The sequence below is a fragment of the Stutzerimonas marianensis genome (assembly GCF_022810315.1).
In the GTDB taxonomy this organism is placed as follows: Bacteria; Pseudomonadota; Gammaproteobacteria; order Pseudomonadales; family Pseudomonadaceae; genus Stutzerimonas; species Stutzerimonas marianensis.
The window spans coordinates 100,467-115,102 of record NZ_JALGRD010000008.1 but is presented as its reverse complement, the minus strand read 5'-3'; the positions used below and the strand labels follow the sequence as shown (position 1 = coordinate 115,102).

Genomic DNA, 14,636 nt, shown 5'->3' with positions numbered 1-14,636 from the left:
CTGTGCAAAACCCGGACATCCTGACATGATCGGTCGCATCCGCCAACGCGCAGGCGCCGTCCTGCGTCGTTCTGCCCGCTGGCAGGTGGCTCCGGCCGAATGCCCGAGCGACAGGCTGCGGCTTTCGATCCTCTCCAAGCCGGGCTATGATGGCGTCACTTTCGGTTTTGACCCTGGAGAAACTCCATGAGCGAATACATCAACAACGTCAGCGACAGCAGCTTCGAGCAGGACGTGCTCCAGGCCGACGGTCCTGTTCTGGTCGATTACTGGGCCGAGTGGTGTGGCCCGTGCAAGATGATCGCTCCGGTGCTCGACGAGATCGCCAAGGACTATGAAGGTCGGCTCAAGGTCTGCAAGCTGAACATCGATGAGAACCAGGAAACGCCGCCGAAGTACGGTGTTCGCGGTATCCCGACCCTCATGCTGTTCAAGAACGGCAATGTCGAGGCGACCAAGGTCGGCGCGTTGTCCAAGTCGCAGCTGGCGGCTTTCCTCGACAGCAACATCTGATCGAATTCCTGCCGCTAAAAAAAGCCCCCGCTCAAAGCGGGGGCTTTTTTTTGGCGGCAGGGTGGACGCTTCGTCTGGGCAGTGCTAAATTCGGCCTCGCGACGCTTCTTCCGTCGCCCTCTGCATGCCGTCGCCGACGCACTTCCGCCTACAAAGCACAACGACCCCGTTCGTCTCTTGCTGCGCGGCTTCTCAAGCTAATCGCTTTCTTCATCCTCCCTGATCTCTTTCTATGAATCTGACCGAACTTAAGCAAAAGCCCATCACCGAACTGCTGGAAATGGCCGAACAGATGGGCATCGACAACATGGCCCGTTCGCGCAAGCAGGACGTGATTTTCTCCCTGCTGAAAAAGCACGCGAAAAGCGGCGAGGAAATCTCCGGCGATGGCGTGCTGGAGATTCTCCAGGATGGCTTCGGCTTCCTGCGCTCCGCGGATTCGTCCTACCTCGCTGGCCCCGATGACATCTACGTCTCGCCAAGCCAGATCCGTCGGTTCAATCTGCGTACCGGTGACACCATCGTCGGCAAGATTCGTCCGCCGAAAGAAGGCGAGCGTTACTTCGCCCTGCTCAAGGTCGATACGATCAACTTCGACCGTCCGGAAAACGCCAAGAACAAGATTCTCTTCGAGAACCTGACGCCGCTTTTCCCCAACGAGCGGCTGACCATGGAGGCCGGCAACGGCTCCACCGAAGACCTCACTGGTCGAGTGATCGACCTCTGTGCGCCGATCGGCAAGGGCCAGCGTGGCCTGATCGTCGCTCCGCCGAAAGCGGGCAAGACGATCATGCTGCAGAACATCGCCAGCAACATCACCCGCAACAATCCCGAATGCCACCTGATCGTCCTGCTGATCGACGAGCGCCCGGAAGAAGTGACCGAGATGCAGCGCACCGTGCGCGGCGAAGTGGTTGCCTCCACCTTCGACGAGCCGCCGACCCGCCACGTGCAGGTCGCCGAAATGGTGATCGAGAAGGCCAAACGCCTGGTCGAGCACAAGAAGGACGTGGTCATCCTGCTCGACTCCATCACCCGTCTGGCACGCGCCTACAACACCGTGATTCCGAGTTCCGGCAAGGTGCTGACCGGTGGTGTCGATGCGCATGCCCTGGAGAAGCCCAAGCGTTTCTTCGGCGCGGCGCGCAACATCGAGGAGGGCGGCAGTCTGACCATTCTCGCCACTGCACTGGTGGAAACCGGCTCGAAGATGGACGAGGTTATCTACGAGGAATTCAAGGGCACCGGTAACCTGGAGCTGCAACTGGATCGCCGCATCGCCGAAAAGCGGGTGTTCCCAGCCATCAACATCAACCGCTCCGGCACCCGCCGCGAGGAGTTGCTGACCAGCGAAGAAGAGCTTCAGCGGATCTGGATTCTGCGCAAGCTGCTGCACCCCATGGATGAAAGTGCGGCCATCGAGTTCCTGCTCGACAAGCTCAAGGACACCAAGACCAACGACGAATTCTTCATGTCCATGAAGCGCAAGTAAGCGACTCTTCGTTGCCAACAGGGCCGGGGAAACCCGGCCTTCGTCTGTCTGCAGGTTTTGGAAAACCCGACGCTGAGGCTACACTTTGCGCCCCGACCTGCCGGCCCATGCGAGGCTCAAGCATGCAGTATCGCGATCTGCGCGACTTTATCAGCGGCCTGGAAAAACGCGGTGAGCTCAAGCGCGTCACGGCTGCCGTCTCCCCCGTCCTGGAAATGACCGAGATCTGCGACCGGACGCTACGCAAGCAGGGCCCTGCGTTATTGTTCGAGAATCCGACAGGCTTTGACATGCCGGTGCTCGGCAACCTGTTCGGCACGCCGGGGCGGGTCGCGCTGGGCATGGGCGCCGAGGACGTGTCTGAGCTGCGCGAGATCGGCAAGCTGCTGGCTTTTCTCAAGGAGCCTGAGCCGCCGAAGGGGTTGAAGGACGCCTGGAGCAAGCTGCCGATCTACAAGAAGGTCATCAGCATGGCACCCAAGGTGCTCAAGGATGCGGCTTGCCAGGAGCTGGTGGTCGAGGGCGACGACGTCGATCTGTCGACCCTGCCCGTGCAGACCTGCTGGCCCGGTGATGCCGGGCCGCTGATTACCTGGGGCCTGACGATCACCCGCGGGCCGAACAAGGAGCGCCAGAACCTCGGCATCTACCGCCAGCAGGTGATCGGCCGCAACAAGGTGATCATGCGTTGGCTCAGCCATCGTGGCGGTGCGCTCGATTTCCGCGACTGGTGCGAGAAGTACCCAGGGCGCCCTTATCCAGTGGCGGTCGCCCTCGGCGCCGACCCGGCCACCATTCTTGGTGCGGTGACGCCTGTTCCCGATTCGCTCTCCGAGTATGCCTTTGCCGGCCTGTTGCGTGGCAGCCGGACCGAGCTGGTGAAGTGCCGTGGCAGCGATCTGCAGGTGCCGGCCGGTGCCGAAATCGTGCTCGAAGGGCATATCCAGCCCGGCGAGATGGCCGATGAGGGGCCCTACGGCGACCACACCGGCTATTACAACGAGGTCGATCGCTTCCCGGTGTTTACCGTCGAGCGCATCACGCGGCGCCGCGACGCCATCTATCACAGCACCTATACGGGCCGCCCACCGGATGAGCCGGCGATCCTCGGGGTCGCGCTCAATGAAGTCTTCGTGCCGATCCTGCAGAAGCAGTTTCCAGAGATCACCGATTTTTACCTGCCGCCGGAAGGGTGCTCCTACCGCATGGCGGTGGTGACCATGAAGAAGCAGTACCCCGGGCATGCCAAGCGGGTGATGCTCGGTGTCTGGAGTTTCCTGCGTCAGTTCATGTACACCAAGTTCGTTATCGTCACGGACGACGACATCAACGCCCGCGACTGGAACGACGTCATCTGGGCGGTCACCACCCGCATGGACCCCAAGCGCGATACGGTGATGATCGAGAACACCCCTATTGACTACCTCGATTTCGCTTCGCCGGTCTCCGGGCTGGGCTCGAAGATGGGCCTCGACGCGACGCATAAGTGGCCCGGTGAGACCAGTCGCGAATGGGGGCGCGCCATCGTGCAGGATGAATCGGTCAAGCAGCGGGTCGACGAACTCTGGGCCGAGCTGGGCATCGACTGATGGTGGGCTGCGCATTCCTTCAGGGCTTCGATCGATGAAAGTGACCCTACAACCGTCCGGTGCCGTGCTCGAGGTGGAGCGCGGCGAGGTGATCCTCGACGCGGCGCGTCGGCTAGGCTATGACTGCCCGCAGGCCTGCCGGAACGGCAACTGCCAGATCTGCGCTGCGCTACTGGTCAACGGGCGAATCCGCCAGCGTGGCGAAAGCCATGACAAGGGCGAGGTGTTTGCCTGTCTCGCCGAGCCTGAAGAGGATTGCGTGCTGCTGTGGGACGGCGTCCTTGCGCCTGGTGAGCTGCCGGTGCGTACCTTCAGCTGCCAGATGATCGCCTGCGAAGACGTAGGGGGCGATGTATTTCGCGTGCAACTGCGCGCGCCGGCGGGCAAGCTGCCGCGCTACCACGCCGGCCAATACCTTTTGCTGCAGCGCGAGGATGGCGAGTACAGCGCTTTCTCGTTGGCCTCGGCACCGGCCAGCGGCCGGATACTCGAGCTGCACATCCTGGCGCGCGAGGCCTCAACGATCCAATTGTTGGCCCATCTGCGCCAGAGCGGGATGGCCCGGGTGCAATTGCCCTTCGGCGACACTCATCTGGCCGAACTTCCCGATGGCCCGCTGGTGCTCATCGCCGCGGGAACCGGCATGGCTCAGATGCACAGTCTGATCGAGCATTGCCGTGCTGAAGGCTTCGCTCACCCCGTTCATCTCTATTGGGGGGTGCGACGCCCGGAAGACTTCTATCGCTTGCCGCATTGGGAAGATTGGCAGCACATGCCCAATCTGTTCCTGCATCAGGTGGTTAGTGACGTCTGTGGTTGGCAAGGACGCTGCGGAATGCTGCACGATGCGGTGCGGGAAGATTTCGCCGATCTCGGCCCGTTGCACGTGTATGCCAGCGGTTCTCCTGCGATGGTCTACGGCACGCTGGATGCGCTGGTCGAAGCCGGTATGGATGCGTCGCAGATGCGCGCCGACGTGTTTGCCTACGCGCCGCGCGAGGGCTGAAGCGATGATCGCCGGGCTCGGAACGCGTTCCGAGCCCGGCAGTTCATTAGCGGACCTGCCGCTGCTGCAGCAGCAGATTGCTGTATCCGCTCGCCGATAGGGTCTTCTGCGCCGCGCCAAGCTGATCGCGATCACGGTAAGGACCTACCAGCACGCGATACCAGACCTCATCCCGCACTGTCACGTTCTCGATCCGCACATCCTGGCCGAGCAGAATCACCTGCGCGCGTACCCGCTCGGCTTCGGCCTTCTGGCGGAACGAGCCAGCCTGCAGGAAGAACTGGGTCGAGGGTGCCTTGGCCACGGTAGGCGGCGGGGGTGGGGTTTGACCGTTGAGCGCCGCCTCGGCGCGTGCTGCGTCGATCTTGGCTGCTTCTTCAGGCGTCACGGCCGCGGGCGGAGTCGGCGGGGTCTGCGCCGGCTCTTCCGGCGGCAGGATCACTTCCGATTCCGGCAGCAGGGTATAGAAGTCGTACTTGGGCTTGACTGATTCTCCGGCAGCCTGTGCCGGGCGCTTCGGCTGTTCCTTTGGCTTGGCGGTTTCCTTGTTGCGTTTGACTTCGTCACGGCCTGGTTCGAGGTTCATCAGGAACATGATGAATCCGCCGATGACCAGGCCACAAACGAGCCAGACCCAGCCCGGTACCGGTTTTTTCGAAGGCGCCTGGTAGCGACTTGCCCCGCGTTTCGGTGCGGGCTTCTTCTTGGCTGCCACTTACATCCGCTCCAGGGTTTCCAGACCCAGCAGTTCGAGGCCCTGCTTGAGCGTCTTGCCGGTCAGAGCGGCCAGCCGCAGACGGCTCTGCTTCACCTCGTCGCGCTCGGCGGAGAGGATCGGGCAGTGCTCGTAGAAGCTCGAGAACAGGCCGGCCAGATCGTACAGATAGCCGCACAGCACATGGGGAACGCCTTTCTCGCCAACACTGTTGAGCACTTCGGAGAACTGAGCGAGCTTGGCGCCCAGGGCCTGTTCCGGTTCGGCATCCAGATGAATGGTGCCAGGCAGCCCGTCCATGCCGGTACCCAGCTTGCGAAACACGCTGACGACACGGGTGTAGGCATAGAGCAGATAGGGTGCAGTGTTGCCTTCGAAACTGAGCATCTGCTCGAAGTTGAAACTGTAATCGCTGGTGCGGTGCTTGGAGAGATCGGCGTACTTGACCGCGCCGATGCCCACCGCGCGGGCGATCCGCCGCAGTTCGGCTTCGTCCAGCTCCGGATTCTTGCCCTTGACCAGCTCGTAGGCACGTTGTTCGGCTTCATCCAGCAGATCGACCAGTTTGACGGTGCCGCCATCGCGCGTTTTGAAGGGGCGGCCGTCGGCGCCGTTCATCGTGCCGAAACCCATGTGCTCGAGCTGTATCTCGGGGTGCACGAAGCCAGCCCGGCGAGCCACCTCGAAGGCCATCTGGAAGTGCAGAGCCTGGCGCTGATCGACGAAGTAAAGCACCCGGTCGGCCTTGAGCTGCTGGCTGCGGTAGCGCATGGAGGCGAGGTCCGTGGTGGCGTAAAGGTAGCCGCCTCCGGCCTTCTGCACGATCACCGGGAGCGGATTACCCTCTGCATTCTTGAACTCGTCGAGGAATACGCACTGGGCCCCGTTATCCTCGGTGAGCAGGCCCTTCTCGCGCAGGGCTTCGACTATATCCGCCAGGTCAGCGTTGTAGGCGCTCTCGCCCTTGACGTCTTCAGGGGTCAGGCGGACGTTGAGGCGGTCGTAGACTTTCTGGCAGTGCGACAAGGATATTTCGTTGAAGCGTGTCCACAGGCGCAGACAATCGGGATCACCGGCCTGCAGCTTGACGACCAGCTCGCGGGCCCGGTCGGCGAACTCGGCGGACTCGTCGAAACGCTGCTTGGCGGCGCGGTAGAACTGTTCGAGGTCGGACAGTTCGCTCTCGGCGGCGGCAGGCTTTTCCTCGAGATAGGCCAGCAACATGCCGAACTGTGTGCCCCAGTCGCCGACGTGGTTCTGTCGGATCACCTCGTCGCCGAGGAATTCGAGCACGCGCGCGACGGCATCGCCGATGATGGTCGAGCGCAGGTGGCCGACGTGCATCTCCTTGGCCAGGTTGGGTGAGGACAGATCGACAACGACCCGCTGCGTGGGGCCCGTCTTGTTCACGCAGAGGCTGGGGCTGTCCAGCGCCGCATCGAGCCGCTCGGCGAGCGCAGCGCTGTTCTGGAAGAAATTGAGAAAGCCCGGGCCGGCGATTTCCACCTTGCTGATCGAAGGGTCCTCGGGCAGGGCGTCGATGAGCTTCTGCGCCAGGTCACGTGGCTTCATGCCGGCAGGCTTGGCCAGCATCATGGCGATGTTGCTGGCGAAATCCCCGTGGGTCTTGTCGCGGGTGTTCTCCACCTGGATCGTCGGACTGAGCCCGTCGGGCAGCGAGCCGTCTTGGGTCAGGCGTGTCAGGGCTTGCTGAATCAGGTGGCGAATGCTGTCTTTCATCGTCTGCTCGGTCGGCGCGAAGGCTCTGGTCGAAAACTGCGCATTATCGGTGTGCCGGGGCGCAACCTTCAAGGTTTAACGCGGCTGCCTGGCGTGCGGGAGTGGTCAGAACAGGTCGATGGGATCGACATCCAGCGACCAGCGTACCGCGCGGCTGCCAGGTAGTTGTTCGAGCAGCGGCACCCAGGCGGCCATCAGACGGTGCAGCGGCGCGCGCGCATTGCCCTGCAACAATAGTTGCGCGCGAAAACGTCCGGCGCGGCGTTCCATCGGCGCTGGCACCGGGCCGAGCAGTTCGATGCCCTCGAGTCCCAGCGTTTCGAGCAGGCTTTCGGCGTGCCCACAGGCTTGGTCGAGAAAGTCCTCCGCCTGGCCCGGGCGGTGGGCTTCGGCGCGCAACAGCGCCAGGTGGCTGAAAGGTGGCAGGCCTGCGGCCCGGCGCTCACTCAGCGCCTGGGCTGCAAAGGCAAAGTAGCCATCCTCGGTGAGCTGGACCAGTAGTGGGTGATCGGCCAGGTGGGTCTGGATGATCACCTTGCCCGGCTCCTCGGCGCGCCCGGCGCGGCCGGCCACCTGGACGATCAACTGAGCCATCCGCTCGCTGGCGCGGAAGTCGGCGGAGAAAAGGCCGCCATCAGCGTCAAGGATGGCCACCAGCGTGACGCGGGGAAAGTGGTGTCCCTTGGCAAGCATCTGTGTGCCGACCAGCACGCACGGTTCGCCGCGATTGATACGGTGCAGCAGGGCTTCCATCGATCCCTTGCGAGAGGTGCTGTCGCGATCGATGCGCAGCACCGGAAAGTCCGGGAACAGGGTTGTCAATCGCTCCTCGGCGCGCTCGGTCCCGGCGCCAATGGGGCGCAGGTCCACACGGTTGCATTTCGGACAGTTGCGGGGCGGGCGTTCGGCGTGTCCGCAATGATGGCAACGCAGCTCGTTATGGCGTTGGTGGAGCGTCATTCGCGCATCGCAGCGTGGGCATTGGCTCAGCCAGCCGCAATCGTGGCAGATCAGCGAGGGGGCGAAGCCGCGGCGGTTGAGGAAGACCAGGACCTGCTGGTCAGCGGCTAGTGTCTGCGCCATCGCTTGTTGCAGCGGGCCGGATATCCCGGCATCGAGCGGCCGGCTCTTCACGTCCAGACGCATGAAGCGCGGGGGCTGGGCATCGCCTGCCCGGCGCGTGAGTTTGAGCAAGGCGTATCGGCCCGCATGGGCGTTGTGCAAACTTTCCAGCGAAGGTGTCGCCGAGCCCAGCACGATGGGTACGTGCTCCTGGCGGGCGCGCACCACCGCAAGATCACGGGCGTGATAACGCAAGCCTTCCTGCTGTTTATAGGAGGCATCATGCTCTTCGTCGAGAATGATCAGCCCCGGATGTCTCATCGGCGTGAACAGCGCCGAGCGGGTGCCGATGATGATGTCGGCCTCGCCATCGCGGGCGGCCAGCCAGGCATCGAGCCGCTCGCGATCGTTCACATTGGAGTGGAGCAGTGCGATCCGGGCATTGAAACGCTTTGCGAAGCGGGCCAGGGTCTGGGGGCCCAGGTTGATCTCGGGTATCAAGACCAGCGCTTGTTTGCCGCTGGCAATGACCTGGTGGATCAGCTGCAGATAGACCTCGGTCTTCCCGCTGCCGGTGACGCCAGCGAGCAAGAAGGCATGGAAGGCACCCAGGCCGGCACGGATGGCATTGAACGCTGCCTGTTGTTCTGAGTTCAACGGCAGTTCGGCCTGCAGGAGCCAGCTGCCATGGTGATCCCGCTGCTGTTGGCGGCGGCGGGTTTCGACCCGCACGAGCCCTTTCTGCATGAGCGGCTCGAGGGCGTCCCTGCTCAGTTGCAGCTGACCAAGCAGCGCATGTGCCACACCATGCGGATGCTGCAGAATCGTCTTGAGCGCCTCGCGCTGGCGAGGGGCGCGGCTCAGGCGCGGGTCTTCCGGCCTGGCATCCCGGATCGCGTGCCAGAAGCGCTCCTGCCGCGCTTCGGCCGGCTCGCCCTGGCGCAGCAGGACCGGGAGTGCCCAGCTGAGTGTGTCACCCAGACTGTGCTGGTAGTACTGGGCCGTCCACAAGCAGAGCCTGAACAGCGCAGGTGGCAATGGCGGTTGGGCGTCGAGCAGGTCCAGCGCCGGCCTGAGCTTGTCCGGCGGCACCTCGCTGTGCGCAACCACCTCCACCAGCACCCCTACGACATCGCGCCGGCCAAAGGGGACCCGCAGACGTACGCCGGGCTTGAGCGCGGCATGCGCTGCCCCGGCGGGTGGCAGATAATCGAAGAGACGACGCAGCGGCGAGGGCAGCGCCAAGCGGAGGATCGGTTGCGACACGGTGTGGTCCTTGGTGGCTGCGCCGATGGTAAACGATCCCGGATGCCGCGGTTGCGTTACGGCATGAATGTCACGCTGGTCGCCGTGCGGGCGGGGCAACTTGCAACCTGGGTGCGCTCTGGTATCATTCGCGCCCTTCCGTGCGGTACTCGACATAGGGTCGGGTGGCGGCACATTGTTCAGAGGATTCATCCATGAAAGCCGATATCCATCCCAACTACGTTGAAATCGAAGCTACCTGCAGCTGCGGCAATGTGATCAAGACACGCTCCACGCTGGCCAAGGACCTGAGCATCGACGTCTGCTCCGAGTGCCACCCGTTCTACACCGGCAAGCAGAAAGTGCTGGATACCGGTGGCCGTATCGATCGCTTCAAGCAGCGTTTCGGTGTGTTTGGCGCCAAATAAGGCGTTGCGTGCGCAGCCCATGAGGCTTGCGATCGCTCTGAAGAAGGCGTCCCTGGTGGGCGCCTTTTTCATTTCCGCGCTGGTCAGCGGTCCGCTGCTGGCGTTGTGTGAGGGTTCGGGGGCGCTGGAGTCGGTCTCGGTGGCGCAGGTGGTCGATGGCGATACCCTGCGGCTGACCGATGGCCGTAACGTTCGCCTGATCGGCTTGAACACCCCGGAGCGGGGTCGCAACGGGATGCCCGACGAGCCTTGGGCGAACGCGGCGAAAGATCGCCTGCAGCAACTCGTCGAGGCGAACGGCCGGCGCGTTGGCTTGCGCCTTGGCCAGCAGCCCAGAGATCACTATGGACGCTATCTGGCCCATGCGTTCGGTCGGGATGGAAACAACCTCGAAGCGCAATTGCTTGCCGAGGGAATGGGCTATTTCGTTGCGATCGCGCCAAACGTCTCGCTGGCGAGCTGTCATCTCGACGCGGAGCGCGTTGCCCGTCGCAAGGGCCTTGGCGTCTGGCGCGACGCGCCAATCGTGGCGGCAACAGCATTGCGCAAAGGTGGCTTCGCCATCGTCCAGGCGAGAGTGGAGCGGGTCGAGCGCAATCGTGGCGGCGTCTGGCTGGAGTTAGAGGGCCCGCTGGTCGTGCATGTCGAACATCGCGATGCGCGTGCCTTCGGCGAGATTGCGACGCTGGCCGGCCGACGGATCGAAGCGCGTGGCTGGGTAGTGGATCGCCAGGGACGCCAACGCGACGCCAAATCGGCGCGTTGGAAACTTAAGGTAAGCCACCCCTCGATGCTGCAGGCGCTGCACTGAGCGTTCGCTCTGGGTGCTTGTCAGCGGAAAGTCGTATTTCCCAAGCCTTGACAGTCACATTTTTCCGTCGCTTGTGAGGGCGCGCGTTCTTGGCGTATCCTCGACCGCCTGTCTGTCCCAGTAAAAATAAGCGGAAATGCCCCATGACTGACCTTAAAACTGCCGCTCTCGACTACCATGCTCAGCCCCGTCCGGGAAAGTTGAGCGTCGAGCTGACCAAGCCCACGTCCACGGCACGTGATCTTTCGCTTGCCTACAGCCCAGGCGTGGCGGCACCGGTTCGCGAAATCGCTCGGGACCCAGAGCTGGCCTATCGGTACACCGGCAAGGGAAATCTGGTTGCGGTCATCTCCGACGGCACCGCGATTCTGGGTCTTGGTGATCTGGGACCCCTGGCATCGAAGCCGGTCATGGAAGGAAAGGGCGTTTTGTTCAAGCGCTTTGCCGGTGTCGACGTGTTCGACATCGAAGTCGATGCCGAGAGCCCGCAGGCGTTCATCGACACCGTGAAGCGGATCTCGATCACCTTCGGTGGCATCAATCTGGAAGACATCAAGGCGCCCGAGTGCTTCGAGATCGAGCGCGCGCTGATCGAGCAGTGCAACATCCCTGTCTTCCATGACGACCAGCACGGTACCGCCATCGTCACCGCCGCGGGCATGCTCAATGCGCTCGAGATTGCAGGCAAGACGCTCGAGCAGGCCAAGATCGTCTGCCTTGGGGCTGGCGCTGCTGCCACTTCGTGCATGAAGCTGCTGGTCAGCATGGGTGCCAAGGTCGAACACATCTTCATGATCGACCGCAAGGGCGTGATTCACTCCGGTCGTGACGATCTGAACCAGTACAAGGCCGTGTTCGCTCACGAAACCGAAAAACGCACGCTGGACGACGCGCTCGACGGCGCCGATGTCTTCGTCGGTCTATCCGGCGCCAATCTGCTCAGCGCCGAAGGGCTCAACCGCATGGCGGCCAATCCTGTAGTGTTCGCCTGCTCCAACCCGGATCCGGAGATCAGTCCAGAGCTGGCGCATGCCACGCGTTCCGACGTGATCATGGCCACCGGCCGCTCGGATTATCCGAACCAGGTCAATAACGTGCTCGGGTTTCCCTTCATCTTCCGGGGGGCGCTGGACGTCCGTGCTTCCCGTATCAATGAAGAAATGAAGATCGCCGCGGCGCTGGCGCTCCGTGATCTGGCCAAGCTGCCGGTTCCGAAGGAGGTTTCCAACGCCTATGGTGTCGATCATCTGGAGTTCGGGCGTGAGTACATCATTCCGAAGCCGATGGATCCCCGATTGATCACCCTTGTGTCGGACGCCGTGGCGAAGGCTGCGATCGAAAGCGGCGTGGCAACTCTGCCGTACCCGTCCAATTATCCACTCAAGTCCGTGGACGACGTGTTCAACGGCTAGTGCATCATGGCGACCGGCGACACCGCCGGTTCGCCAGGCGCTCGAGGCAAAAAGAAACCCCGCTCATGGCGGGGTTTCTTTTTTTTTTGGGTCATCGACGCTGACCTTCTCGGCAGCGTTCGAACCCAGCAGGGTCAAGGCTGTTTGGTTCAGAACAGATCCATGGGGGCTGATTCCGACTGCGGCAATGGGCTGCCCGGCGCCGTGGTGCCGGGTTCAAGTTCGCCCATGGCAGGTGGCGTGTCTTCGGTGCGGAACACCTCGAAATAGGCATTCGGCGTGCCGGGCGGGGCGGCGCGACCGCTTTCCGGATCGATCCGGAGCGTGAGTATTCCGCTGGGCTCGGGTGGGGCGTGTTCGGGCGTGCCTTCCAGTACGTCGCTCATGTAATGCATCCAGATCGGCAGGGCAACGGTGCCGCCATACTCGTGGCGGCCCAGGCTTTGCGGTTGGTCGAATCCGGCCCAGACCGTGGTGACCACGTCGGCGTTGTATCCGGAAAACCAGCTGTCCTTGGATTCATTGGTGGTGCCGGTCTTGCCGGCAATGTCGGCGCGTCCCATTTCAAGGGCGCGGCGGCCCGTACCGCGCTTTATCACGTCCTGAAGCATGCTCGTCATGATGTAAGCGGTACGCTCGTCGATGATCTGTTCGGCGTAGCGTGGCGCTTCCTCTGGGACTCCCGATGTCTCCAGAGGTGCGTCCTGTTGGGCAAAGGTCGAAACTTCAGCCTCGGTTGGTCCCTGGTCGGCGTCATCTGGCGCGGGTACGCGAGCGGGATTGGCGCGATAGATCGTCTCGCCGTTTCGATCATCGATGCGTTCGATGAGGTAGGGTTCTATCTTGTAGCCGCCATTGGCGAATGCGGTCCAGCCAGTAGCAATCTCCATCGGCGTCAAGGTGGCCGTGCCGAGTGCCAGCGACAGGTTGGGCGGAAGGTCTTCAGGCCGAAAACCGAATCGCTCGATGTAATCGATGGTGTAAGGGATGCCCAAGGTCTGGAGCAGGCGAATCGAAACCAGATTCCGCGACTTGTAGAGCGCCTCGCGCAGCCGTATGGGCCCGAGAAACGTGTTGTTGTCGTTCTTGGGGCGCCAGACCCGGTCCAGGCTGTCCTCGAATACGATAGGCGAATCGTTTACAAGCGTGGCCGGGGTATAGCCTGCGTCAAGCGCGGCAGCATAAATAAAAGGTTTGAAACTCGAGCCGGGTTGCCGCTTGGCCTGTATTGCGCGGTTGTAATTGCTCTGTGCGAACGAGAAACCGCCCGTCAGGGCTTCGATGGAGCCGTCAAGGGGGTCGAGCGAGACCAGCGCAGCCTGCGCCAGGGGGATTTGACTAAAGGACGCGGTATCGCCCTCGATGCGGACGCGCACCACGTCGCCGACCTTGACCACATCGTCCGGGCGGCGCGGCACTGGGCCGAGGCTGTTGGTACCAAGATGCGCGCGTGCCCATTTCATGCTGTCCCATGACACCGGCCATTCGGCGCCGTCGCGCAGCATTACGGTAATCTGCTCGGCACCGGTCTGTGTCACGACCGCAGGCAGCAGGCCTGACTGGTTACGGAACTTGTCTAGCTCCTCTCGCCAGGTGTCCTGGTCTTTCAGGTGAGCTTCGGGGCCGCGATAGCCATGGCGGCGGTCATACTCCACGAGGCCTGCTGCCAGTGCTTCGTTGGCTGCCACCTGCCGAGTGCTCGATGCCGTGGTGTATACGCGAAAGCCATCGGTGTAGGCTGCGCTTCCGTAGCGGCCGACCATTTCGGCACGCGCCATTTCGGCAATATAAGGCGCGTCCAGCTCGGGGGACGCACCGTGATAGGTCGCATCCACCGGCTCGGCCAGTGCCTGCTCGTAACGGGGCTGGTCGATGGAGCCCAGCCGGTGCATACGACCGAGAATCCAGTCGCGTCGCTCCTTGCTGCGCGCGGGATTGGCCAGTGGGTTGAACGCCGAAGGCGCCTTGGGCAGCCCCGCAATCATCGCCATCTGCGCGAGGGTTAATTCACCAATGGGTTTGCCGTAATAAACCTGGGCTGCCGCCTCGATGCCGTAGGCGCGATTGCCAAGATAGATCTTGTTCACATAGAGCTCGAGGATCTCGTTCTTGCTGAGTTCTCGCTCGATCTGCAGGGCTAGCAGGATTTCGTTGATCTTCCGGGAAAAGCTGCGTTCGCTGGTGAGGAAATAGTTCTTCGCCACCTGCATCGTGATCGTGCTGCCGCCCGTCTGAATCTGTCCGGTCTTCAATAATTGCGTGGCAGCGCGCATCAGGCTGGATACTTCGACGCCATAATGATTCGCAAAGTTGTCGTCCTCGGCGGCCAGCAAGGCAGCGATGAAATCCTTCGGGATCTCATCGAAGGCAATCGGGGACCGGCGCATTTCGCCGTACTCGGCGATCAGCTTGTCATCGCTGCTGTAGACGCGAAGTGGAATCTGCAGCTGGATGCTGCGAAGCGAGTCAACCGATGGCAGGTTGGGGCTTAGGTAGAGAAAAGCGCCACTGAGACTGAGCAAAAGTCCGCAGAAAACAGCCACGCACGACCATAGGAAAAACTTCAGAAAACGCATCGGGGTTCGTTGGATCCAGGTGGGGGATGAGGTGAAAACCGCAGACA

General features: G+C 62.4%; 12 protein-coding genes. 8 read left to right on the top strand and 4 right to left on the bottom strand.

Annotated features, from left to right (window positions below; translation table 11 throughout):
* The first annotated feature begins 25 nt into the window (after positions 1–25).
* From MST27_RS15020 to MST27_RS15000, 5 genes are all read left to right on the top strand, one after another.
* Positions 26–190, top strand: coding sequence for a hypothetical protein (locus MST27_RS15020; RefSeq protein WP_243606751.1), 165 nt, complete (start codon positions 26–28; stop codon positions 188–190).
* Positions 187–513 carry a thioredoxin TrxA gene (trxA, locus tag MST27_RS15015; protein ID WP_003283463.1) on the top strand — a complete coding sequence of 109 codons (327 nt, stop codon included), beginning with the start codon at positions 187–189 and terminating at the stop codon, positions 511–513. The genes MST27_RS15020 and trxA overlap by 4 nt, the downstream gene beginning before the upstream one ends.
* A 232-nt stretch (positions 514–745) precedes the next feature.
* Complete coding sequence (gene rho / locus MST27_RS15010) at positions 746–2,005, top strand: transcription termination factor Rho (RefSeq protein WP_243606750.1); 1,260 nt, start codon at positions 746–748, stop codon at positions 2,003–2,005.
* A 122-nt stretch (positions 2,006–2,127) separates the two neighbouring features.
* Positions 2,128–3,594, top strand: coding sequence for a 4-hydroxy-3-polyprenylbenzoate decarboxylase (gene ubiD / locus MST27_RS15005; RefSeq protein WP_243606749.1), 1,467 nt, complete (start codon positions 2,128–2,130; stop codon positions 3,592–3,594).
* Positions 3,595–3,628: 34 nt separating this feature from the next.
* Entirely contained in the window at positions 3,629–4,600 is a 972-nt protein-coding gene (locus MST27_RS15000; RefSeq protein WP_243606748.1) for a CDP-6-deoxy-delta-3,4-glucoseen reductase, read from the top strand.
* 46 nt (positions 4,601–4,646) lie between these two features.
* Here the strand turns inward: MST27_RS15000 and MST27_RS14995 are convergent, their stop codons facing one another.
* From MST27_RS14995 to MST27_RS14985, 3 genes are all read right to left on the bottom strand, one after another.
* The gene (locus MST27_RS14995; protein WP_243606747.1) at positions 4,647–5,315 is read right to left on the bottom strand and encodes an SPOR domain-containing protein; all 669 of its coding nucleotides are present in this window, start codon (positions 5,313–5,315) and stop codon (positions 4,647–4,649) included.
* The gene (gene argS / locus MST27_RS14990; protein ID WP_243606746.1) at positions 5,316–7,055 is read right to left on the bottom strand and encodes an arginine--tRNA ligase; all 1,740 of its coding nucleotides are present in this window, start codon (positions 7,053–7,055) and stop codon (positions 5,316–5,318) included.
* A gap of 105 nt (positions 7,056–7,160) precedes the next feature.
* A complete protein-coding gene (locus tag MST27_RS14985) occupies positions 7,161–9,383 on the bottom strand; it encodes a primosomal protein N' (protein WP_243606745.1) in 2,223 nt (740 codons plus the stop codon).
* A gap of 194 nt (positions 9,384–9,577) precedes the next feature.
* On the opposite strand from MST27_RS14985, the gene rpmE reads away from it, so the two are divergent.
* The 3 genes from rpmE (at position 9,578) to MST27_RS14970 (ending at position 12,013) form a co-directional block, all read left to right on the top strand.
* Positions 9,578–9,790, top strand: coding sequence for a 50S ribosomal protein L31 (gene rpmE / locus MST27_RS14980; protein WP_037025455.1), 213 nt, complete (start codon positions 9,578–9,580; stop codon positions 9,788–9,790).
* Between the two features lie 19 nt (positions 9,791–9,809).
* A complete protein-coding gene (locus MST27_RS14975) occupies positions 9,810–10,601 on the top strand; it encodes a thermonuclease family protein (protein WP_243606744.1) in 792 nt (263 codons plus the stop codon).
* Positions 10,602–10,744: 143 nt separating this feature from the next.
* Entirely contained in the window at positions 10,745–12,013 is a 1,269-nt protein-coding gene (locus MST27_RS14970) for a malic enzyme-like NAD(P)-binding protein (protein WP_243606743.1), read from the top strand.
* A gap of 149 nt (positions 12,014–12,162) precedes the next feature.
* Here the strand turns inward: MST27_RS14970 and MST27_RS14965 are convergent, their stop codons facing one another.
* Positions 12,163–14,589, bottom strand: coding sequence for a penicillin-binding protein 1A (locus MST27_RS14965; RefSeq protein ID WP_243606742.1), 2,427 nt, complete (start codon positions 14,587–14,589; stop codon positions 12,163–12,165).
* Positions 14,590–14,636: the final 47 nt, after the last annotated feature.

Excerpts from the sequence above, each read along its gene's own strand:
- MST27_RS15020 (WP_243606751.1), top strand. The coding sequence starts at position 26 with ATGATCGGTCGCATCCGCCAACGCGCAGGCGCCGTCCTGCGTCGTTCT.
- trxA (WP_003283463.1), top strand. The coding sequence starts at position 187 with ATGAGCGAATACATCAACAACGTCAGCGACAGCAGCTTCGAGCAGGAC.
- rho (WP_243606750.1), top strand. The coding sequence starts at position 746 with ATGAATCTGACCGAACTTAAGCAAAAGCCCATCACCGAACTGCTGGAA.
- ubiD (WP_243606749.1), top strand. The coding sequence starts at position 2,128 with ATGCAGTATCGCGATCTGCGCGACTTTATCAGCGGCCTGGAAAAACGC.
- MST27_RS15000 (WP_243606748.1), top strand. The coding sequence starts at position 3,629 with ATGAAAGTGACCCTACAACCGTCCGGTGCCGTGCTCGAGGTGGAGCGC.
- argS (WP_243606746.1), bottom strand. The coding sequence starts at position 7,055 with ATGAAAGACAGCATTCGCCACCTGATTCAGCAAGCCCTGACACGCCTG.
- rpmE (WP_037025455.1), top strand. The coding sequence starts at position 9,578 with ATGAAAGCCGATATCCATCCCAACTACGTTGAAATCGAAGCTACCTGC.
- MST27_RS14975 (WP_243606744.1), top strand. The coding sequence starts at position 9,810 with ATGAGGCTTGCGATCGCTCTGAAGAAGGCGTCCCTGGTGGGCGCCTTT.
- MST27_RS14970 (WP_243606743.1), top strand. The coding sequence starts at position 10,745 with ATGACTGACCTTAAAACTGCCGCTCTCGACTACCATGCTCAGCCCCGT.
- MST27_RS14965 (WP_243606742.1), bottom strand. The coding sequence starts at position 14,589 with ATGCGTTTTCTGAAGTTTTTCCTATGGTCGTGCGTGGCTGTTTTCTGC.